This is a genomic window from Dyadobacter sp. 22481 (assembly GCF_052044875.1).
GTDB lineage: Bacteria > Bacteroidota > Bacteroidia > Cytophagales > Spirosomataceae > Dyadobacter > Dyadobacter endophyticus.
The window spans coordinates 1524303-1545309 of the sequence record NZ_JBQENV010000001.1; the positions used below are offsets into that span (position 1 = coordinate 1524303).

Genomic DNA, 21007 nt, shown 5'->3' on the forward strand with positions numbered 1-21007 from the left:
AAAGTAGTTCCCAACATCTTTCCGGTTCATCGGAAAGATGTTTTTTCATTGCATAGTTCTGATAAACAAGCACCCTTTTCCCACTATGAACGTACTGATCATCGAAGATAGCCCGCTCTTATTGAATAGTTTCCGTTCGAGTGTTTTAAAAGAATATCCTCAATCCCGCATTTTCGAGGTAAAAACCATTGAAGAATGTACTTCCGTTTTACAGGGCAGGCCGGTTAACCTGTTGATACTGGATATCAATGTCGCCGACGGACAAAATGTAGGCGCGATCGCTTCCATCCGGAATGTTTATCCAAAGCTTCCGATCCTGGTGTACCTCGCGGAAGAATATGCCTATCTGGGCCTTTTCATTCAGTCGGGTGCCAATGGTTTCATTTCAAAGAAGTCAACAGCGAACGAAATCCAGGCAGCCCTGGCCACCGTGCCCGCTGGCAACAGATATATCAGTGGGGATGTGCAAGAATTTCTCCTCCAGCAATTAGTACCCAAGAGTGGGCAAGTTACGCTTTCCCGTACCGAAAGAATTGTTGCTCAGATGCTTGCCGATAATAAATCCTATGATCAGATCGCATCTGTTTTGGGTGTCAAACGAACCACAATAGCCGTTTACAAGCGCCGCATTTTTCAAAAACTTAGTGTGAAGACTATGTTGGAATTTTTTAAGAAAATGGTTTTGCCAAGTTACTGACCTTAATATATATTCTACAAATTATTTCTACAACTTGTTTGAGACGGAAAATACCCGCTATTTTGACAAATAGAAAATATTCAATATAAGGGATCAACGAAATAACCGGGAGTGAGAAAGGATTTTTATTGTTTAGTTTGTTTTGTAGTCCTTTTTCTACCCCACGTCTTAATCGGCAAGGGTGAACAGATAGTCTCCGATTCTCTTTCGGCATACCACATAAGTCATTATACAGACGAGAATGGGTTGCCCCAAAATAGCGTCAAATCAATTGTTGCAGATTCCATAGGTAATATCTGGCTTGCCACGGAAAGAGGGCTTGCCCGTTTTGACGGGAAACATTTTACAATCTTCGATTACTTCGGCAGTTATTATTCCGACCGGAGTATTGCATCCTTTCAACCCAATCCTGCCTTTCCAAACAACGGCTTCTTCGCCATCAACAACGAAAAAAAATTTATTCACATAACTGGTGGCAAAGCAATCGGGGATAGTGTCTTCTATGAGAAACAGCTGCTGTCGCAGCCCTTTACCGGCCCTGCAAACAGGAACGCCTACATCGCAGAAGGACTGCCCAGCCCGTCCGTGGATCACATCGCCCCCTGGTTTTATTATCTGGTACCAGCCGAACTGGATCGTTATTTTGTCTACAACAGGAAAAATATCGAATACTATGTCCGAAAGAAGAAGGTAAAATCCGCATCCCTGCCGGGCAAAAGCTTTTGGGATTTTTTCCGATTGGGCAGTGATCTCTACCGAGTGGAAAGCGGAATGTTCACCCGGTATTCAGGCAAGGGCTCTTCCTTTGGGCGACAAATTAAGCTCTCCGGGGATATCCTAAACCACCCTTTGTACGCGGCAACAAAGTCACAGGTTATTTTCTGGAACAATTGTTCCAACCAGGTTTTCATTTTGCTCGGCAAATCCCTTTACGCCTTGTATGCAAACGCTGAGGGCGGGGTAACTTCCAATCTGATCCTGGATGGGTTCGATTTTGAGGCTAACAAAATCAGGGCCGTATACTATGATGCGAAAACAAAAAGAATTTTTTTAGGTAGCCCGGTCAATGGATTATATATCCTGAAAAGGAAGCCATTTCACACACTTACAGCGGATTTCAAAGAAACGGACAATGTGTTTTACAGCCAGGCCGTGCTTGGCAGCCGCAGCGTTCTTTCTGGTCAGGGCGTCGTATTCAGTGTCGATCCGACTAATGGCAGGGTATCCGCAAACCAACTGCAACAGATTACCCGGACTGTATTTTGGGACAAATCCAGCATTCTGGTCGACCGCGCAGGAAGGATCTGGTGCAAACACCGCAGCTTACTCTATCTTTTTAAAGCGACGGGTAAAGTGCCGGAAATGAAATGGCAGTTACCCGGAGAAGCAAGTACGTTTTACGAAGGAAAAGATGGGAAGATCTGGGTTGGAACAAGGACCGCAGGACTGTACTTTGTCGATCCAAGTGCTCCTGTTCCGGCCCCCAGGCTCTTCCTGTTTGGTCATCTGCTCAACATTTCATTCATACAACAGCAATCAACTGACATACTGTGGGTTGGTACACGAAAGGGATTATATAAAGTATCATTAAAAACCAGGAGAGTCTTTTACATTAAAGGGCTTGAAAATATTTATATCCGAAGTTTACATATTTCGGAAGGCGATGACAAGGTTTGGATCACCACCTATAAAGACGGATTATTTCTGTTGAAGAACGACCGGCTGACCCATTTCCCCTTTGACAAGCAGCTGCACTTGTCCAGCGCACATTGTATCGTCGAGGACCGGAAGGGCTTTTTCTGGATTACTACCAACAAAGGTTTGTTGCAAATACGTAAAGCGGACCTGTTAAACTATGCGATAAAGCCGACAGATTTGTATTACCACTATTATTCGAAAGCAGACGGTCTGAAATCAAATGAATTTAACGGTGGCTGTCAACCTTGCGCAGTACGGTTGCCTACCGGACATGTGTCGCTCCCCTCGATGAGTGGTTTGGTCTGGTTTAAACCTGAGCAAACCTCCGCCGAGCTTCCGGACAAATCGATTATTGTCGACCGGGTAGAGATCGATGGAAGAAGTATCCGTTTCAAAGAAGGGGAAATTATCTTCCAACAGGATCAGAAGCAACTCAAGTTATATCTCACCACGCCATACTTTGGCAATTCCGACAACGTAAATTTTTCTTACGCGTTGACCAGGCAGGGCCGTTTACCGGCAGCATCGGATTGGCTTACTATTGATGGCTCCGATGGGTTGATAAACATATTGCGGCTTCCGAAAGGGAGCTATACCTTACATGCCCGGAAGAAAAACGGCTTTGGTATTGGTAACTATGCAAATAAGGCAATGGCCATTACAGTACCGCCGCTTTGGCACGAAACATGGTGGTTTTATCTGCTCTGCGGTTTGCTGGTGCTCATGGTGGTACTGGCGATCTTACAAATCCGGTTCAGATCGATCAAAAAGCGGAATGTGTTACTTGAAAATCAAGTTTCCGATCGCACGAAGGCTTTAACAGAAACCCTGGTAAGCCTGGAAGAATCACAAAGCGAATTATTGACCCAGATGCAGCTGCAATCAAGGTTAATAGCCTCCATAGCACATGATGTGAGGACGCCTCTTACTTCGACCATCATTGTTGCCGGCGAGATGAGAAGAATGATTAAAGAACAGCAATATGATCACGCCTCCATGTACGGAGAAAATGTGGAAGAGGCCATGCTTGGCATAAAAAACTCCCTGGAAGATCTGTTGGCCTACGTCAAGACCCAGGTCTACAAAAAGAAGATTATCAAAGAAGAGGTAGTGCTGTGGGACCTGATAGAAAAGAATTTCCAGCTATATGGCAAGACCATCAAAAGTAATCCCAATACATTTGTGAACGATATAGCGGATGCCACTACCGTCTTTTCCAGTCCGCAATTATTGGATATCATCATCCACAATTTGGTAGATAATGCCAATAAATTCACGGAAAACGGCACTATAAGGGCATATACTGAGCAAGAGCCCCACGCCACAAAACTAATTATCGAGGATTCAGGAAATGGCATGCCCAATGAGCTGCTCACCTGGTTTGCCTCGCCCGTTCCCAGTGCTATTCCAGACGATTACCATGGAATAGGTTTGGTGATTGTCAAGGAAATCGCCCCTTTTGTTTCAGCAAGTATGCAAGTGGAATGTGACCATTGGGGAACCCGCTTTGTATTTTTGTTCCCTCACGCTGCCTCAGCCCGGGACAGCCAGTCGCGGCTTATTCGTCCCCCAGAGCGTTTACTTTTTTGAACAACTCGAAGACGTTGCTGACTCCCATTTTTTCAAAAACCCTCGCTTTATAAGTGCTAACGGTATTGGGGCGCAAATCCAGCATCGCTCCAATTTCCTTAACCCATTTCCCCTTTAACATCAGTTCCATAATTTCGGCTTCTCTTTTAGATAAGCCATTATCCGAGCGCGTACGATTCAACTTACCACCCGAATGCATATTATCCAGCAGCTGCTGCTGGACGGAATTGCTGATGTATTTTTTTCCTCCCATTACCGTCTCTATCGCTTTCATGGCCTCATTCTTTGGCGCCGATTTGGATAAGTATCCGTTGGCACCATTACTGATGTAATCAAGTGCAAACTTTTCCTCATCTGCTGCCGAACATACCAGGATCAGGACACTAGGTTGCAGCAGCCGTATTTGACTGATCATTGCAGTCCCTTTTCCGCCAGGAATGTCAATGTCAAGCACAACCAGCTCAAATGCATGATCTACTGTGAGCCGTAACGCGTCTTTATAATTATCTACTTCAAATAAGTCGACCTTGCCATAGATTTCGTTCAACATGATTTTAAGGCTCACCCTCACCATAAAATGATCTTCGATAATCAGGATTTTCTTCATTTTGAGGCGTTTTTTTGTCGGCGACCGAGTTAGCGAATTATATTTTTATTGTAGCAATAGTTCTATAAATATTATACTTAACCTTCAAAAAATTATCCTTTTGAATTTTCAAAAAGGCGAAGTGCATAATTGCCAAGGCTAAAATTGTAACTGGTCTAAGAGTGGAATGTAAACTATGACATTGGCAAATAAAGGAAACAATTTAGACGTTATGATTGTCGGCGCCATACCAAATCCAATTCCAAGCGAGCCGTTTCCAATTTTTTACCGACGCCCCTTGGTCATTCTTTCACGACTTGGTTTTCAAATGGTGAAAGAATGCGTGACCGTCGAACTCTGTCGCCCCTTGTTGCAAAAAAAAGCCCTGAGGTGAATTTCGTCCGGGGGATACTGGCTTCCAAAACCAGCCGAGCACCGTTCGGCCTTCATTTCAGAGCAGCTGTTTTAAACTTCTCGAACATTTTGTCGATGTCTGCCCGGTCGTAGTATATCACACCGCCAATCCGCATGAAGCTGAGCTGGCGACTTACACGCATCGTATGCAGCTTGCCAGGTGACACATCAAGTAGCTTCCTTACCTCTCGAGATTTGAGCCATTGTTTGGCATGCTGAGTGCCTCCACCTGCAAGCAGCCGTCTCATTTCAGAGAGTATTTGCTCTTTAAATTTTTCCAGATCCGCCACAGTGACTAGTTGATGCGTGAACAAGGCTGAATTTTCCTCTGATTGCTTGCCCTTCTTTTCCATAGTTCCTTGCTTTACGTTAACAATCAAAAACATCGATTGATCCGTTCAGACGATGTTTTTGATCGGAAAATAATAGGCAGCATTTGATACTAGCTTCCCCTTTTTCCCAGTGGAACAAAAAGAATAAAGTGCCGTTCGATGCGGGCAGCATAGAACGGCACTTTGCCTTCAATAATCTGTGAAGATGTGACCTTCGTATTCACTGTATCCTTCTAAAAACAAGTCTTTGGCGAAGGCTTCGTAATCAAAATAACGCTCGAGAGTCACTGGAACTCCTGACAACAAGCCAGTCTCTTCGACGTATTGATAGGCGTATTCAAGTGTAGCGTCTTTCCCTGAACCGCCAAAGAATCCCCGGTAGCTTTCCTGGAAACTTTCAAGTTGGTCTTCCAGCTCGTATCCGTAAGACGGCCAATAGTTGATTTGCTTGCAATAGATCTCGAATGCTTCGGCAGTCTCATCGTCCATTTCGCCGGTGGCCTCAAAGTAGCCAAAAGCTTCTTTATGAAGACTGCATTCGGATATCAAAAAATCCGGGATGTTTTCCCAATCTTGGAACATCAACTCCGGATCTAGCTCGTTTCGATGGAACTCGTAGCAGTCTTGCAAGAATTCTTTAAGGTCTGCATAGTCCGTCAGATCAAACCATTTACCAAATAGCGATCCACTGTTGTACTTGCCATAGGTTCCAATATAGATTCTTGGAGCATTTTCGAGATTTCTCATGATTGAAAGGCATTTTAGTAGCTATGGCCCGGCGGGGCCGCCCCGGCTTTGTGCTCAGGGCAATCGCTGCCTTTCACTCAATGAAAAAATGACGGGGCTTGTCCCCATGGTTGTAAGCCCATCCGGCGGTTTAAGGTGCGGCTGGTAGATGTGCGGCCAGCTAAAAAGCCGGATGACGCAGTGTAGGCCTGCAACCGTCATTTTTTTGCTTTGTAACTTTCGTTTGCACTGAACGCATCTTTTAGTGATTCTTGCCGGCATTCTGAACAACTTAGAAAACGCACTGTAGGTGCCTCTCCCGCTAAACTCTAATTGCAGTCATTCGTTCTTCGAAAACTGCTTCGACTAATTCCAGCAAGCGTAACACCCGAGAAGAAATTGAATGAACTTCTTGTTCGCTGACCTGATAGTCCGGATTGTATCTGGCGTCCAGATATGCGTCTTCCAAAAGTTGCAAAAGCCGTTCTTCATCTGGCGAACCGCCAGGAAAGATGTTATTCAGTTGAGGTGCTAATCTATAATTAAACCTTTTAAGCGATCTGATCGAATGGGTGCGCCGTTCGCTTCCGTAAAGCGCAATAGCAGTAGTACGAAATGTAGTTTCAGTAGCTTGTTGAAGCATGAACATCGATAGTGCGTGCTCACTTACCTGCCGGTAGTACTCTGCTCCCTCGAAAAACTTTCGGGCTTTTCGCATTCCGATCGCAAAGCCATGCCTTGACTGCTCAATCAATCGTTCGAGCGTTTCGGGGAGTACTTTCGGCAACGGTGAAGGGCTCCTTTGGTAAACCAGGTTTTCGGTGGTACAGGCCAAAGAGAAATACATTTGCCCGCTAGTAAGCGCCTGATGAATAACCGATAATTTGTGAACTGAGCAGCAGAGCTTTTCATCGCCCATACTAAATAGCTCAACGATGGGCTGACGCTCTTTGAAGGGCTTTTGATTGTCATCCGCAAACACGATCAGCAGGTCCCTGTATGGCTTTTGCTCCACTGAGTCGGGCATTGGATGTTTTATCTCAAATATTAGTAGTGGGTCCAGTGCTGCAATTATCAGCTCAATGACTGCCTTGTTACCTGCCAGCTTCCCAAGACGGCGTTTCTGATACGGAATTCCTTGATCGCTTCTTGAAATAAGGTAAACGGCTTCGAGAAGTGATTCCAATAACTCGTACTGGATGATTTCAGCACATTCGCCAGTCGCTTCGCAAATACTCACTTTACTTAATCCATATTCCACCCAGTCTTCGAGGATTTCTTGCCACTGGTCGTAGCTGTAAATCCCAAAAACGCGCTTAATCGCTAGAAGGGGTTGCTCGGTCTCTGCGAGCGACAGCCTGCGAATCATGCCTCCATGCCGGTCGTTGAGCTCCCGGACATCACGCATGTACTGCCGATCAGCTTCAATTTGCGCATGACTGAAAGGCTGAAAATCGCCCGCATTCAGATCAGTCCCAGCATCTTCGGCAACATCTAATAGCAGCCTACATGCCTTAATGATCTTTTGCAAATGTCTTTCCAGGCAAAGTACCGTGGACGGATCACCCAGAAATGAAAACGGTTTCTCTGTTGTCACTGCTTTTAGGAATTGCCACAATTCGACACGTATGAATTCCATATCGGTCGCGTGAAAGAAATCTGAAATAGCTTCGCGGGCATCTGCATGCTTCTGCTCGCTCGAACTCCGATTTTCGTTTGTTGTTGAGTTTACAGTCTCCATAGGCTTCTCTTTTTTTTGACAAAAAAGAGGCAGCGGGTGAACGTGCCGAACCACGGCAAGTTGTATACTACCACAGAACCTTGGTAAAACACTTTCTGCCTTCTATTGAAGTTCGCGTGGATATTTCCTTTATTTGTAACCATGAGCACAGCAACAAAACCCAATCATATTGGCCATAAGATCGGTCGCATTCGCGAGTTACGAGGACTGAAGCAGGAGTCGCTTGCCTACGAACTGAAGGTGAGTCAGCAAACTGTATCGAAAATCGAACAAAGTGAAAATGTGGAGGATCAAATTCTGGAACAGATTGCAAAAATTCTTGGCGTAACTCCGGAAGGGATCAAGAATTTTAGCGAAGAAGCCGTGTTCAATATCATCGGCAATAACTTTAGTGACAATAGTTCGAATAACAATAACTATTTGTGCACAATCAATCCCATCGAAAAGATCATTCAGTTATACGATGAGAAGGTTGCATTACTCGAGCGTCTATTGCAAAGCGAACGCGAAAAGGTCGAATTGCTTAAAGCAAAGAATGATCACCCGTAAATCTCGTTGAATTGGTTATCTTAATAGCCTCACAACTTTGGCCGCCTTCCTCGTTTCAGCGATTGTCGGGGCTGGTCATCCTCAAATGTAAGCCACTGATTATGCGCCGCCTTACTTAGGCGCATACTTGTTTCAGCCCAATCGAACTGTCAGTAGTTTGATGGGCACCGAAAAGTCGATGTCCTGGTGATACAGCAAACTTGTTTTAGCAATCTGTGGGCTGGCCTGAGGATATTTATCTGCATAAGCCTTTACGAGCACGCCCAGCGGCAACTTCTCTAAAAGAGAATAGACGTCGATAAAATCTTTAATTCTGCTTCCATTTTGCACGATTGCCGAAAGCTTCATGGCTCCAATATCCTCCAAAGACAGCATTCTGATCCCGCTTGTTAGCTCTACGGGCTTAATAAGCGGATATTGGTGACTGATGAAATCCACTTTGACATCGTCGATAAATCCGAAGACGCCATTCTTGACCGTTTTTCGTCAGTCAGTCCATACATCGCTTTAAGATGCTCGCAGACGGCAGCGGAGTCAAAATCTTTACCGATGAAAAGGTCAATATCAATGGAAATCCTGTGCCCTAACCTTAAGGACAGTGCCGTCCCGCCAACAAGGTAAAAATCCGCAAGTTTTTCATCGGCCATCAACCGACGGATCAAAGCCAGTGTGCTGGCCTCGACTGTTTCTTCGTGTAGCATAGCATTTCCTCTTTTTTAATCGGAAAGTATGTGCAAGCCTCTTCAATGGCATAATCTGGCAGGAACACAATTTCGTTTTTAAGGGTGTCAACGACTTTTTGCAGCCCATAGAAGCGGACCAATTCTTGCCACTGCTCTTCTTTACCGCGCTCGACAATTCGGGCAATAACGGTTTTGTAAGAGGCTTGCCAGTCCATCTTATCATAATCCAAATCCCAAAACCATTTGGGGGCAAAATCAGGTTTTTCAAGTGTTTTGGGCTGTTGCATGGTCGTCGAGGTAGGAAGGCCGGAAGCTTTTGGCTCAAAAGTTAACGAATCTATTGTGAAATCAGCCGCCCGTAAGCAAATAGCTGCTCACAGGCAGCTGGATTTATTCCTAGTGAGTTGCAGCTTTCGCCTTTCTGCCACGAGGCTTGCCTGTGTATTCTGGTTTTGGCACTTCGTTCTCAATTGCAAGTTGATATCCTTTGGTGGTCTGATCGAAATCAAAAGTCGAGATTTTGAAAACCAGCTTTTGACTTACAAAATCAACTCCACCTTTTTTCAATATAACAGCAAGCGGAATTACGTGTCCGCGGCCGCTTTTTTCAAACGAAAATGTCTGACCTGAATCGGCAGCCGGAACAAGGTATACGGATTTGATTTTTCGCTTTCCTTCCTGTGTACCGATTTTAAAATTGGCCGACTCTGGATCTATTCCTAGATCCCGCAGCGCAGCCGCCGGAAAAACAAGCTTGCCGGAAACAGAAATGTAACCAGTCGGAAGCGGCGTTGCTTTTGGGGGCGCCTTGACTTTGGAAACGTTTTCCTCAGGGAAAAAGAATTTGATAGCTTTCAGTTTCATGGTGTTATGGGTTATTTTGGGCTAAAATAAGTCATTCTCCCTAGAAACTGGCATTTAAATCCCCAGGCCCTGTTTTTTCTGCCTTTTTTGCTGTTGCTGTAACTGCTCTTTAACCTCGATTCCGGTGTTTGAGCCAGCCGTTTTTCAATGGAGGCAAGGGAATAGCTCCGTCCTAAGTGAGAGCCTTTAATCTTGACATTCTTCCGCATATTATAGAATGCGATCCCTCTTCCGACATAAGTCTTGTAGCCCTGGCTTAACAATTTCATTTTGAGCTCGTCGATCGATGCTGCAGTATTTAAAAGGTGGTCAATAGATGATTTGAGCTTCAGATGCTGCTTGTCGGTCAGCACATTTTCAAGCTCTGGGAGCTTATTGATTCTCATTTCCGGTGCCTGAACTAATTCAAGCCGTTGTTCCATTCTCCGGCAGAATTCGCCAGTTCTGGCGTAGTTATGAAAATGCTTTGAGGTGTTTTTCCCATTGGAATTAATGCGGTTGGCCACGATATGGAAGTGCAAATTAGCGCTGTCTTCATGTTTGAAAACCAGCATCTGGTTCTGTTCAAGCCCAAACTCCTTAGCGAACTCTGTGGAGATCTCGGCGATCGTTTCGTTGCCGGGCTTTTCGTCTGGTGCGAAGGTAAATGACTGGTGCCACATGAATTTTTTCAGGTTCGTATTTTGCATATGATTATTAGTAAACTGGTTAATCAAATAATTCAGGTCCAACTTTCCGTCTGCATGCATTTTTATACCGAGGTTTTGGATATAAACCAATTCCCCTCGGACATCCTGTTCGTCAAGCCTTTGCCGCATCTTTGCGGAGACATGTTTGTCGTAGTAGCAGTATTCTATTAGCCCTTTGGCATAGCTGCCAAGGCTTGCCTTTCCAATCATAGTTTCATCCTTTTCATGGTTGCAGTTAAAGCTTTTTCAATCTCAGCGTGAACAGAAGCCCCATCGATTTCGCCAGATCTCCAAAGGGGTGCGAGTTCTTCAAGTGACTCTGAATAATAGGCTTCATACTTTTGCTGCAAATCATCGATCAGGCGGCTAGTCGCGCTACATCTTAGCAGTAGTTGATGTTTGCCTTCGGTTTCAGGTAGAATTTGAGAAAGGTAAGATGTCAACTCACTCGACCATGCGTGGAGCTCTTCGAACACCTTTTTCATGCTGCGAATTTCAAAGCCCTCAAACACCCAAAGCGTGATTAAATCAGCGAGCAGCCTGACTCGCTGGCTGCTCTGCTGCCACTGGTCTGAAAGCATCTGGTGCCCGTTGGTTTTTAGGGCTGCTAATGACAAGACGCCTGAAAGTCGTTGGAGCACCCTGACTGTTTCAGCGGTTGCCCTGGGTAGCGCCCTTTTCTGTGGCCTTTGAAAAGGCACATCCAGCGCTAGCGTCAAAAAGAACTGACTGGCTGAAAGCCCACTTTTTTCGATCAGCTCATTAATCTGTCTTTTCTGATCAGCGCTTACCCATACTGAGAAGTGTTGCCGTTTGGCATTACCTTTTTCCTTAGGAGGTCTGCCTTTTTGTTTCTGATTTTCCATTTGTCTTTTTTGATTAGCTATGAGCCGATAGGCGAATAGCAGGGGTCCAGGGGTTTTCCCATGGCCAGCTCCCGCCGGGGAGTCGCTTTTTGCGACGTACCGGCGATAGCTGGCTGTGGAGAAAACCACCGTGCAGGATCTTTCCTGACCGTTTCTGGCTCAATTTTTCTTTTAAATGATTTTTCTGGATTCCTTTTTGACTCTTTGGAGCACTTTCTGACTCTTAATACACCTTAAAGACCCTTTGAGAGCGCATTAAGACCCTTCTGTGCCGTTTTTGGATCAATTTTTCCTCTGCAAGGGCACTTTGACCAATTTTCGTCGCGCGTCGAATTCGTAAGACTTGCCGAATACATATTTGCCGCGTTTCGACGGCGAAAGAATGAGATACTCGATGCCACCCGACGTTTCCGTTTTACCCTCGCTGATCAGTGCCCGATAGTCCGGTGCATTTTTGTAAGCTGAAACGAAATCCTCGATCTGTTGGTAATCCACATACGTACTCATGTATACGTAATACAATATTCCAAGGATCAGTGCCGTGATTGAATATGGCAATCCCTTGCCTAAGCCATGAATGAAAGCTTCCCAAATCGATTTAAATTGAACGGTCTTGACCGATTCTTTGATCTTGTCACTTAGCCTTTTGTTCTCATCCAAAACCGCCCTGAGCTGGCTGTCCATGTTTTGAAATTGAGCTTGGTTGTCCAGCAGTATCATTGCAGACCAGTCGTCCATCTCGATTTCGTACCTGGCCAGGTAATCCGCTTTGATCCTGGCCAGGGTTTGTTTGCTGACCGGCTGGCTAGACATCGGCAAAGTTGATTTGAAGTTCTCTTTGTAGTCTTAGTCTTGGCCCAATGGTGTAGGTATCTAGCGCCAAGCCTTTACGGATGCCCGTCAGGATTTCTGCTCCGAGAAATGACTCAGGCTCGAAATCTCCAAACCTGCGAAACACGAGCCCTGAGTCTTTACAGTTTTCCCGAAGCTCCTGGGTCAAATGTGGAAACTTACGAAAGGTGGCCACGCTTTGCCAGACGACGATTTCAAAGTCCGTTTTAATAAGATCGAACATTCTTAGCAAATAATCGATGGATGGATTGTAGGCACCGCCGCCGCCTATGACGATATGAAATGTGATTTCAAAACCCAGCCCCTCAGCAAAAGCTTTGAGAGGGATGTCGTACTCGATGAGTGCTGGAAGCTGTTCACTTTCCGGAGCACCAAAATCAAAATAGGCTTCTTCGAAGTCTTCCTTTGCGATGCTCTGCAAATAAGCCAGTAAATTGTCACGTATTAAGAGACCTTTCTCGTCTAACAGGTTCGCAACATCGGATTGATCCTGATGGACGAATTTGAGCTGACGTGTACTGGTCTGCGTTGAAGCGTCCACGTCTATAAACAGGCATTTGGAATCTTGGTAGTGTTTGAGCGCAAACAGGTACATCAGTATGGATTTGCCTACGCCTCCTTTGGCTTGCACTATGAAATGTAGGTTTTTCATCTGTCAATATTTTTTAGATGGTTTAACATATGGCTCAGGCTCAGAGCGGGGAAATTTCATCGCCGCTTTGGGTTGAACTTCAGCTTCGGGCTTTTCACTTTTTTGAACTGGCATTTGCGGGTCTCCCCACTTTTTCATTTTAGCCCGGATGTATTTGATGTCATACAGCGACACTACATCGGTCGAGAGCTTCTCGTTGATCACATCCACGAGAAACCTGGCAGATATAGTTGAGGTAAACAGATCGCGATACAGCTCAAAAAGCATGCGCTTGCGCTTAGGGTCTTTCCGCTCACAGAGCGTCAAGACCAATTCTTTGGTTATCTCCATGGTGTCAATAGTTAAGCTTGTGATGTTTCTCAGATTCAATCCTGTAGTGCCAGTGCCGGAGGACTGCCTCCGAGAAATAAAGCTTTCCTGCCTGGCGGATAAATGGCAGATTTCCCTTCGCGCAATGTAGTAGAGCTTCTGTGCAGAAACTGTTTTCAACATCCGCTTTGCTTCACGTATATCGACGAGATGATCGGGGCTGACCGCAGGATCTGACCGGATTGTCACAGGGGACTCCGCCTGTATGGTGGGGTTTGTGCTTGAATTGTGGATGCTCGAATCCAAAGTTTTCTTTTTCATTTTGCCTTTCTGTTTGATGAAACATGCTGGCAAAATTCAGAGTCAAGTGCCAGGAATTCCTTCCTGTGGTTCGACCGGGAATGAAAAGAATTTAGTTTAGAAGTCGCGAAGGAGCAATCTGACCTCTGTTAGATATTTTGTGCGGGCATTCCCTTCTCTACCGTCAAACTGACTTAGCTCTTCTGCCTGAAAGGCCTTTACAAATGAGCTTTGCTCAAAATCATGCACCAACCAAGAGTTGAAGGATGCTGCAATCTGCGGCGCATCTGCTGTCATCTTTATATATCCTTTTTCCAGTAGCACGTAGTAAAGCGCTGCGATGTAAAGCCTTCCACCTTTAGATTGTTTGCAATACCGGTAAGTATCCGTGTCGCCGATCGCTACAATCCACCGCTCCGTCAACAAGATATGCTTCAAGCGGTTAAATTTGAGGAGCCTTTCGACATTATCAATGTCTGCAAGCTGCTCGAGAAAATGACCGGTCGTTTGTATTCTGGCAGCCGATTTTGGAGTGCCCTTCGAAACTCTGATTTGTTGCGTCAATAAAGCCAATTCCTGCTTCCAACCTTCAAGGTCTAGCAACTTATCATCGACCATGTCCGGAGATAGTGTATGAAGCCAATCAGAAATTCGTAGTAGGGTTTCAACAACTGCCTCTTGTGATGCATAATCCTTTCTGGATAGTAGACGTTCAAATACTTCCCGATTATTCTGAAGAGTGAAAGCGGTCCTTCGCCTAACCCTACGTATACGATGACGTTTAACTTTTCGGAACCACCAGTAAAGCCCGTCGGGCTCCGAAAGGCCACGTTCATGAGAATCAAGGAAGGTCGAAATATCTTTCGGTTTCACCAAAAATGAATACCAGTTATGATACAGTATAAGAAGCCTGTTCAAGCTTGTGAAATCACTTTCGAAGTAAGCCCCCGAAAACTCCTCGGTGATGTATTTCCAAAAAGGGTAACGGAAACTTGAATGAAGGTTCATAGGCCTCTAACAACTGATCGTGACGCCGTAACTTACTACCCATAAGTAACTTTTCAAAAAATATCTCGTATAACAGCAAAACAGCCAGTTCAGGTTAAATGACTGCAGCCTCCCATGTACAGACATAAAAGTCGGCAAATCCTGCAATCATTCCTTAACGGCAACCCTCTCTACAGTTTACCGGGGTTTAAATTCAATTAGCACATGCTTGTCAGATAACAATAGCCATGGATTTTCGAATCAAGTAATTCATTTTGAGGTAGTTGTAATGATAATTGGCGACATTTTCGTGCAACTACACAATGTAAAGGCACGACAGATCGAGGGCAAGTTGTGAGTGGCCTACTCAGAAGTATACCTAACATTCATCACAAAATCTTGAAACATCTTCGAAAAAAGTTTAATTATAGTGAGTTGTAATCAGGGTAAACTACTATATATTTATCTCGAAAACCCTAATCGAAAATATTTCTGTCTTGGATCCAATTAAAAGCCTCATTAGTCGTGGAGTAAAAAATGTACGGCTAAATATTCTCGTCTTTGGCCCTCAGGTTGCCTCCCTCTCAGCAGAGCCTCGCACTCTCAACCTTCAAAACAAAAGAATCGAAATTCGCCAAGAGCTTGAAGCGGCTGGGCATTTTGTTCGATATGCAGAAGAGCTAATTGACCCCAGTTTACCAGATGCTCACGGAAACGCATTTCTTCAGGAAATAATAATTATGGCAGAGTATGACCTTATTTTTGTAATTGTTGATAGTCCCGGTAGCATCGCTGAAGCGACAGTGATTTCCACGAGACCCAATTTGGCTACCAAGGCAAGTTTATATCTAGACAGCAGCTATGCCACAGGATTGACAGCACAGGCATGTCAGTTAGCAGAATATCTTGGAGCAGAATTTCGATTATATACTTATCCGACCGATCTCACAGACTGTCATTTGCTAACATCAATTACGGAGCGAGTGACAAAAGCTCAATTTATTAAACTAATCAGCTAATGTATGTCCAGCCTATCACTTGAGAATATAAATCAGAGAATAAGGGAAGGAGAGGAATTAGAGGCCGTTTTCCTAGCAGAGGATGTTTATGAAAATATTAGGCTACTCAATATTGACTGGAAAACTGGCTCCGTGAGCGATGAGTCACCGATTTTTGATGTGCTTCAAAAATACAACTATATAAGTAACTCGCATCTTACGAAGCTTGGAACATTGATACTTGCTAGGTTTGCAATCGACATCGAGAAGGAAGTAATGCAGCAAGATATCGTAAATGGCAAGTTTAAGATAATACGTAAATTGCATTCGGGCAAAAACTCATGTACTTTTCTAGCGGAACACCTAATCTTAGGTACTGATGTCGTCCTGAAATTTCTAAGACCAGGATCTGCGGACGATCTTCCAGGGGCATTGAGAGTAGTTTCCACGGCGAGGGACATCGAGAGCCTAATCCAGCCCTGGGACTACTTTAACACTTCAATACAGGACGTATTCCATAAACCGGTTGCAGTTGAATGCTTGGCGTTCCCATATATCCAAGGAACAACATTAAAAGAATTTCTAAATAATTCGGACAGTCAACTTAACTCCTTTGCTATTGCTGTATTTATTAAACAGGTTAGTCGTGTTCTGTCTTTTTTAGAAGAAAAACATGCGTATCATGGCGACCTTCATGACGAGAATATTATTGTAAATACTAGCAAGTCTGGGACATTACAGTTCAACATAATCGATGTATCTTTTGGTATAACGGGAAGTTCGACTGCTGAAATATGTCATGATAGCGATATGCAAAATTTCAAACAGCATGTTTGGAATTTTCTAAGTGCACAGCAGCGATTTTTGACTAAAATGTCGCTAAGAAAAAACCTTGGAGCAGAAACTTATCTTCTCGTGACATCCATAATGTTAGGTGAAGTAAAATCCTTCAGAGAAATATACGGTTACTTTAGCAATAACGAAACATATAGAAGATATTTGACTGAAAAACAGCAGTTTATTGAAAAAAAATTTACGCCTCCGGGAACGTTCAAACTTCAGCGCTATGAGGAAATTACAGACCAAGAGGTAGCCCTAAAGCTTTTCGTACCATTCCCCGAAATGATGCAACTGGTCGAATCGTTTAGCAACATTATCGTTTCCGGCACACGCGGCTCAGGAAAATCAACCTATTTAGCCGCCGTTGCTTTTTTCCCCAGGGCCTCGAACGAGTTAGTGAATTTTCGTGAAACATTTGGCATCTATTTCCCCTGCCGACAAGGCGAATTCAGGTTGCTTTCAGGAGAAATGATAAACTATGATACTCTTGGCGTGTCTTCGGTTAAGCCCATCCTGATTCTGAAGATTATCAGAAGAACGTTAGAAATAATCGCTGATGCGATCGAAGTCGGAAAACTTTCCACACCGCCGAATTACGATCTCATCAAAAACATTGTTGGGATATTTCTTGAAAATGATAAGCTGATTTCAATTGAAACTAGTATTATATCTGAAATAAAAAATATAGTCGCTACTATTGTTCGGTCTGAGATGAAGGCTATTGACAATTTGTTTCACGACAACCCAAGCCTAGCAAAATCAGGAGCGTCCGAGATTACAATTTTAGAATTTTTCAAAGCTGTACGAAGTACTTTTAGAGAGCTTTCGTCTACTCGTTTTCATCTGCTTTTCGACGACGCAGGTATTCCAAATATTCCTCGTGAAGTACAGTATATGATAAACGATTTTATAGTTTCTTCAAATCCGATCTATTGTGTAAAAACTTCGATCGAAAAAAATTCATATCACTATCAGACAAGCAACAGTAAACAAATTGAGAATGGGCATGACTATTTTGAATATGACATCAACGGTATATTCTACACGGGCTCCAAAACATTTGGCTTGGACGACCATAAACTAGAGAGTTATTTTAGAAGCATAATCAAAAATCGTTTAATTCACTTTGGGTATCAGAGCGATGACATCGTGGAATATTTGGGGATTGATCAGGCTAAACATGAAAACCTTGTCAATTCTCTTGCAGCAAATCGCAGAAACGCATACTACTGCGGCTGGGCAATGGTCTGGAAGATTGCAAGTGGGAACCCCCGAAATTTACTAGAATTAATTTCTGAAATCTTTTCAGTCGCCAATTTTGATGAAAGCACCCAGGTAGGTGTAATTCCAAATAGGAGTCAAGACCGAGCGATCCGATCGGTTTCAGAAAAACGCCTTCGGTCAATCGGTCAGATCTCTGGGACATTCAAATATCACGGAAAGGAATACAGTTTGGGAAAAAAACTTTTTGACATCGCTCTGTCGGTCGGTTCCGTATTCAAAATTTACCTACAGGCCGAGAAAGGGAAAAAGCGAAAGGACCAATATTTGGCCATTGAACGAAATGATCTAACGTCGCTCAGCGAAGAGGCAGAATTCTTGCTTGAACAATTAATTAAATTTGGCATTTTTGATGACTCTAGACTGGATGTTTCGCGCGATGACAGGGTCAAAAAGCCAATCTATATACTAAACCGTATTTTGTGCCCCGTTTTCGGAATAAGTTATCGTAGAGATCAGCATTTGCGGCTATCTCGAGTTAAGTTCGAACAATTGCTCACAAATCCGTCAGCATTTGTTGTTGAAGGCACAAAAAGACTTAGAGTCCAAAGTAGTTTAGAAATGAGTAAACAAAAGACCCTTTTTGATGAATTTACAAATGAATAGCGCACCGGTTGAATATGAATACAAAGCGGGCAACGCGAAATGCGATGTTCTTATTTTGGCTGCTGGATTTGAGGATCGTGCTTATCACTTCTTGGAAACGGCCACATTTGCTGATGATGCCCATTGTATCTTAATTTGTTTTGACAATGATATTTCTGAGAATCTGGAAGTTACCAAAAAGTTTATTTTCAGGGCAAACGACAAATTCAAATCAGAGAATATCCAAAAAATACTTCTGTCAAGGACGAGTATATCCAATTTCGAGCGGAACATAGCATCCACTCTCGCTACCCTTCCTCGGGTTGTTAGCAATATTTTTATCGACGTTTCTGGAATGCCCAACTACTGTATATGTATCTCGCTTAACGCTATCAGAAACTATTATCCATACGTTGGGCAAGGAGTAATCTATTCCTCGGCGAAACAGTATTTTCCAACTTATGATGAATACCATAAAAAAACTGACATAATAGAAAATTCAGAATTTCTTCCGGTATCCATGGCGACCGAGATGTCTGAGGTTTTGATGCTAGAAGCATTTTCTGGACATAGATCGAAGGAGGGCATATCATGCTTGGCTATTTTTGCCGGTTACGATGCGCATAGATCGGCAGGGGTAATTGAAAGTATTAACCCGTCGATGCTTCTTTTAATGCACGGTGAGCCTGGTGATAACTCCTTGAACTGGCGGCTTGACCTATCAAGACAGCTACATAAGAAGTTCGAAAACACTCGGAAGACTGCCTCCGAGGTTGTTTCCACCCTGAACTCGTTTGAATCCCTTTCCAAGCTGGAGGAGTACTATCAGTTTCTATTTGAAGACTATGATTTTACGATCGCCCCAATTTGCTCCAAAATGCAAACCGTGGCAACCTATCTATTTTGGGAGAGATATAGGGAAGTACAATTAGTTTTTCCGCTTCCTATTGGCTATTCTATGGATCGTCGGCCACAGGGTGTTTCAAAAACATATTTTACAAATCTTGGAGCTAAGAATTCGCTTTTCCGTTTTGCCAAATAATTATGAAGTCTATTGAACTATTTGCAGGGATCGGCGGATTAGGAATGGGAATTTCTCGCGCTGGGTTCGAGCAGCAACTTGCTATCGAAAGAGATATACCTTGCTGTAATACACTGAGATTTAATCAGCAAAATAATGTTGAAGACCTGCGCGGTTGGCGAATCGAACGAACAGATGTTGCAAATTTCAGTTTTGAGGAATACCAAGGAAAGATCGACTTGGTGTCGGGGGGGCCGCCGTGCCAACCGTTTTCATTGGGCGGTAAGCAGCTTGGAGATTTAGATCAACGCGACTCCTTCCCTTTGGCAATCAACGTCATTCGCAGTGTGCGACCAAAGGCATTTATTTTTGAAAATGTCAGGGGCCTGTCAACTAAGCTTTTTTTGAACTATTTTGAATATATAAAGTTACAGCTCTCATTCCCCGAAGTCGTTAGAAAATCCAATGAAAGCTGGGCAAATCACTTCTCGCGTCTGGAAAAAATTTATGTTCGAGGGCGATATAGAGGGCTAGGTTATCGCGTTTTAGCCCAAGTGCTTAATGCGGCAGATTATGGAATTCCGCAAAGGCGAGAGCGCGTATTTATTGTTGGCATAAATAATGAGCTACACACTGACTGGCATTTTCCAATTCCGACGCATAGCGCAGATTCATTACTGTGGTCAAAGTTGAACGGAGAGTATTGGGATATCCATAAAATCGCCTCCCTCAATCGAATCATGTCTGAACAAAACCGCAAGCGAGCAAGTGAGCTAAAATCGAAACCAGCCGAACTACCGTGGCTTACAGTAAGAGATTCGTTCTCGGGGCTACCTAGACCTGATCAGGCACCAGATACCTCTGTACGTTTTCGTAATCATATTTTTCAGCCTGGCGCCCGAAGCTACCATGGTCATACCGGAAGTTTAATGGACGAACCTTCTAAAACCATTAAAGCTGGTATCCATGGGGTTCCAGGTGGAGAGAATGCAATTCTGCAAGACAACGGGACGTTGCGCTATTTCACAATTCGCGAAAGTGCCCGTCTTCAAGGATTTCCAGATGATTTTATATTTGATTGTTCTTGGGGCCAAGCAATGCGACAACTCGGTAATGCTGTTCCCATACCATTAGCTGAAGTTCTAGCCCAAAGTTTAAAAAAATCAATAATCTCAGCGAAATAGTGTCTAGATAAATTAAAAGATTTCCTTAACTGGGAAATTTTTTCTAGTTAAGGAAATTTTTCTTGTCTCAATAATCTCGCATAGTTTAGTACTAGCGGCGCAATAGGTTGAAGCCGTTTTTCATTCCAAACTATCTCGATATTACACTTGCTATTCTCATACTCTTCTATTATGAGGTTTTTAGGGATATTTTGAAAGCTAAATTGAAAATCCAGTATCTGAATAATAGTTAAATCATTTTTGATATATATACCTACATATTCGCTCCTGTTAACTATTAAGCTAGATATAATATTGGACAGGTAGGATTTGAAGTAAAACATATTCCTAAAAAGTTTTTGCTCCTTTATAGTAGTTTTGTTATGTACCCTTTTTCTTGCAATCCATGCATTAATTAAATTCATAGCAGATAATGAATAAAATAAATCGGATTTGCTAGAAGGGATAATTCTCATAACTGCTAAGGCCTCCATGAGATCTGATCTATCAATTTCGTAGAGCGATCTCCGAGGTGAATAAATTTCTCTGCGCAGTCCATCAATTCCACCTGGCATTGGCGCTTC

The 21007-nt window shown here is 43.6% G+C and carries 21 protein-coding genes; 7 read left to right on the forward strand and 14 right to left on the reverse strand.

The features are described 5' to 3' along the window. The first annotated feature begins 85 nt into the window (after positions 1-85). A complete protein-coding gene (locus tag ACTJJJ_RS05870) occupies positions 86-697 on the forward strand; it encodes a response regulator (RefSeq protein WP_440701627.1) in 612 nt (203 codons plus the stop codon). A 246-nt stretch (positions 698-943) separates the two neighbouring features. Further along, complete coding sequence (locus ACTJJJ_RS05875) at positions 944-3985, forward strand: ligand-binding sensor domain-containing protein (protein ID WP_440701628.1); 3042 nt, start codon at positions 944-946, stop codon at positions 3983-3985. Here the strand turns inward: ACTJJJ_RS05875 and ACTJJJ_RS05880 are convergent. The 4 genes from ACTJJJ_RS05880 to ACTJJJ_RS05895 form a co-directional block, all read right to left on the reverse strand. Continuing rightward, positions 3954-4592, reverse strand: coding sequence for a response regulator (locus tag ACTJJJ_RS05880; protein WP_440701629.1), 639 nt, complete (start codon positions 4590-4592; stop codon positions 3954-3956). The two genes, ACTJJJ_RS05875 and ACTJJJ_RS05880, sit on opposite strands and share 32 nt — an antisense overlap. Before the next feature lie 425 nt (positions 4593-5017). Then, positions 5018-5338 carry a helix-turn-helix domain-containing protein gene (locus tag ACTJJJ_RS05885; RefSeq protein ID WP_440701630.1) on the reverse strand — a complete coding sequence of 107 codons (321 nt, stop codon included), beginning with the start codon at positions 5336-5338 and terminating at the stop codon, positions 5018-5020. A 168-nt stretch (positions 5339-5506) separates the two neighbouring features. Then, entirely contained in the window at positions 5507-6064 is a 558-nt protein-coding gene (locus ACTJJJ_RS05890; protein ID WP_440701631.1) for an antirestriction protein ArdA, read from the reverse strand. Positions 6065-6365: 301 nt separating this feature from the next. Continuing rightward, positions 6366-7784 carry a HEPN domain-containing protein gene (locus ACTJJJ_RS05895; RefSeq protein WP_440701632.1) on the reverse strand — a complete coding sequence of 473 codons (1419 nt, stop codon included), beginning with the start codon at positions 7782-7784 and terminating at the stop codon, positions 6366-6368. A 141-nt stretch (positions 7785-7925) separates the two neighbouring features. Between ACTJJJ_RS05895 and ACTJJJ_RS05900 the strand changes: the two genes are divergently transcribed. Beyond that, entirely contained in the window at positions 7926-8333 is a 408-nt protein-coding gene (locus ACTJJJ_RS05900) for a helix-turn-helix domain-containing protein (RefSeq protein ID WP_440701633.1), read from the forward strand. A gap of 132 nt (positions 8334-8465) precedes the next feature. Here ACTJJJ_RS05900 and ACTJJJ_RS05905 read toward each other — a convergent pair whose 3' ends face one another. The 10 genes from ACTJJJ_RS05905 to ACTJJJ_RS05950 form a co-directional block, all read right to left on the reverse strand. Then, entirely contained in the window at positions 8466-8771 is a 306-nt protein-coding gene (locus ACTJJJ_RS05905; RefSeq protein ID WP_440701634.1) for a nucleotidyl transferase AbiEii/AbiGii toxin family protein, read from the reverse strand. Continuing rightward, on the reverse strand, positions 8729-9034 hold the full coding sequence (locus tag ACTJJJ_RS05910; protein WP_440701635.1) for a nucleotidyl transferase AbiEii/AbiGii toxin family protein: 306 nt from the start codon (positions 9032-9034) through the stop codon (positions 8729-8731). Before ACTJJJ_RS05910 ends, ACTJJJ_RS05905 begins: the two co-directional genes overlap by 43 nt. Beyond that, positions 8992-9303, reverse strand: coding sequence for a DUF6922 domain-containing protein (locus ACTJJJ_RS05915; RefSeq protein WP_440701636.1), 312 nt, complete (start codon positions 9301-9303; stop codon positions 8992-8994). Before ACTJJJ_RS05915 ends, ACTJJJ_RS05910 begins: the two co-directional genes overlap by 43 nt. Positions 9304-9412: 109 nt before the next feature. Further along, on the reverse strand, positions 9413-9880 hold the full coding sequence (locus ACTJJJ_RS05920; protein ID WP_440701637.1) for a hypothetical protein: 468 nt from the start codon (positions 9878-9880) through the stop codon (positions 9413-9415). Between the two features lie 11 nt (positions 9881-9891). Next, positions 9892-10779: a relaxase/mobilization nuclease domain-containing protein gene (locus ACTJJJ_RS05925; protein WP_440701638.1), complete on the reverse strand. Its 888-nt coding sequence runs from the start codon at positions 10777-10779 to the stop codon at positions 9892-9894. Next, on the reverse strand, positions 10776-11435 hold the full coding sequence (locus ACTJJJ_RS05930) for a plasmid mobilization protein (protein ID WP_440701639.1): 660 nt from the start codon (positions 11433-11435) through the stop codon (positions 10776-10778). Before ACTJJJ_RS05930 ends, ACTJJJ_RS05925 begins: the two co-directional genes overlap by 4 nt. A gap of 282 nt (positions 11436-11717) precedes the next feature. Then, entirely contained in the window at positions 11718-12248 is a 531-nt protein-coding gene (locus ACTJJJ_RS05935; RefSeq protein ID WP_440701640.1) for a hypothetical protein, read from the reverse strand. Next, positions 12241-12939, reverse strand: a complete 699-nt coding sequence (locus ACTJJJ_RS05940) for a hypothetical protein (protein ID WP_440701641.1) — start codon at positions 12937-12939, stop codon at positions 12241-12243. The genes ACTJJJ_RS05935 and ACTJJJ_RS05940 overlap by 8 nt, the downstream gene beginning before the upstream one ends. A 3-nt stretch (positions 12940-12942) precedes the next feature. Then, the gene (locus ACTJJJ_RS05945) at positions 12943-13569 is read right to left on the reverse strand and encodes a hypothetical protein (RefSeq protein WP_440701642.1); all 627 of its coding nucleotides are present in this window, start codon (positions 13567-13569) and stop codon (positions 12943-12945) included. A 96-nt stretch (positions 13570-13665) separates the two neighbouring features. Next, positions 13666-14556 (reverse strand): hypothetical protein, encoded by an 891-nt coding sequence (locus ACTJJJ_RS05950; protein ID WP_440701643.1) that lies wholly within the window; start codon positions 14554-14556, stop codon positions 13666-13668. A gap of 476 nt (positions 14557-15032) precedes the next feature. Here ACTJJJ_RS05950 and ACTJJJ_RS05955 point away from each other — a divergent pair, with 476 nt between their 5' ends. Genes ACTJJJ_RS05955 through ACTJJJ_RS05970 form a run of 4 tightly spaced genes read left to right on the forward strand, consistent with a single transcriptional unit; the run spans position 15033 to position 20444 of the window. Further along, a complete protein-coding gene (locus ACTJJJ_RS05955; RefSeq protein ID WP_440701644.1) occupies positions 15033-15554 on the forward strand; it encodes a hypothetical protein in 522 nt (173 codons plus the stop codon). A 3-nt stretch (positions 15555-15557) separates the two neighbouring features. Further along, positions 15558-18260, forward strand: a complete 2703-nt coding sequence (locus ACTJJJ_RS05960) for an ORC-CDC6 family AAA ATPase (RefSeq protein WP_440701645.1) — start codon at positions 15558-15560, stop codon at positions 18258-18260. After that, complete coding sequence (locus tag ACTJJJ_RS05965) at positions 18241-19281, forward strand: hypothetical protein (protein ID WP_440701646.1); 1041 nt, start codon at positions 18241-18243, stop codon at positions 19279-19281. Before ACTJJJ_RS05960 ends, ACTJJJ_RS05965 begins: the two co-directional genes overlap by 20 nt. Before the next feature lie 2 nt (positions 19282-19283). Next, positions 19284-20444: a DNA cytosine methyltransferase gene (locus tag ACTJJJ_RS05970; RefSeq protein ID WP_440701647.1), complete on the forward strand. Its 1161-nt coding sequence runs from the start codon at positions 19284-19286 to the stop codon at positions 20442-20444. The last annotated feature ends 563 nt before the right edge of the window (positions 20445-21007 follow it).

Coding starts and splice junctions, on each gene's coding strand:
- ACTJJJ_RS05870 (WP_440701627.1), top strand. CDS start 86: ATGAACGTACTGATCATCGAAGATAGCCCGCTCTTATTGAATAGTTTC.
- ACTJJJ_RS05880 (WP_440701629.1), bottom strand. CDS start 4,592: ATGAAGAAAATCCTGATTATCGAAGATCATTTTATGGTGAGGGTGAGC.
- ACTJJJ_RS05885 (WP_440701630.1), bottom strand. CDS start 5,338: ATGGAAAAGAAGGGCAAGCAATCAGAGGAAAATTCAGCCTTGTTCACG.
- ACTJJJ_RS05890 (WP_440701631.1), bottom strand. CDS start 6,064: ATGAGAAATCTCGAAAATGCTCCAAGAATCTATATTGGAACCTATGGC.
- ACTJJJ_RS05895 (WP_440701632.1), bottom strand. CDS start 7,784: ATGGAGACTGTAAACTCAACAACAAACGAAAATCGGAGTTCGAGCGAG.
- ACTJJJ_RS05900 (WP_440701633.1), top strand. CDS start 7,926: ATGAGCACAGCAACAAAACCCAATCATATTGGCCATAAGATCGGTCGC.
- ACTJJJ_RS05910 (WP_440701635.1), bottom strand. CDS start 9,034: ATGCTACACGAAGAAACAGTCGAGGCCAGCACACTGGCTTTGATCCGT.
- ACTJJJ_RS05915 (WP_440701636.1), bottom strand. CDS start 9,303: ATGCAACAGCCCAAAACACTTGAAAAACCTGATTTTGCCCCCAAATGG.
- ACTJJJ_RS05920 (WP_440701637.1), bottom strand. CDS start 9,880: ATGAAACTGAAAGCTATCAAATTCTTTTTCCCTGAGGAAAACGTTTCC.
- ACTJJJ_RS05925 (WP_440701638.1), bottom strand. CDS start 10,779: ATGATTGGAAAGGCAAGCCTTGGCAGCTATGCCAAAGGGCTAATAGAA.
- ACTJJJ_RS05930 (WP_440701639.1), bottom strand. CDS start 11,435: ATGGAAAATCAGAAACAAAAAGGCAGACCTCCTAAGGAAAAAGGTAAT.
- ACTJJJ_RS05935 (WP_440701640.1), bottom strand. CDS start 12,248: ATGTCTAGCCAGCCGGTCAGCAAACAAACCCTGGCCAGGATCAAAGCG.
- ACTJJJ_RS05940 (WP_440701641.1), bottom strand. CDS start 12,939: ATGAAAAACCTACATTTCATAGTGCAAGCCAAAGGAGGCGTAGGCAAA.
- ACTJJJ_RS05945 (WP_440701642.1), bottom strand. CDS start 13,569: ATGAAAAAGAAAACTTTGGATTCGAGCATCCACAATTCAAGCACAAAC.
- ACTJJJ_RS05950 (WP_440701643.1), bottom strand. CDS start 14,556: ATGAACCTTCATTCAAGTTTCCGTTACCCTTTTTGGAAATACATCACC.
- ACTJJJ_RS05960 (WP_440701645.1), top strand. CDS start 15,558: ATGTCCAGCCTATCACTTGAGAATATAAATCAGAGAATAAGGGAAGGA.
- ACTJJJ_RS05965 (WP_440701646.1), top strand. CDS start 18,241: ATGAATTTACAAATGAATAGCGCACCGGTTGAATATGAATACAAAGCG.
- ACTJJJ_RS05970 (WP_440701647.1), top strand. CDS start 19,284: ATGAAGTCTATTGAACTATTTGCAGGGATCGGCGGATTAGGAATGGGA.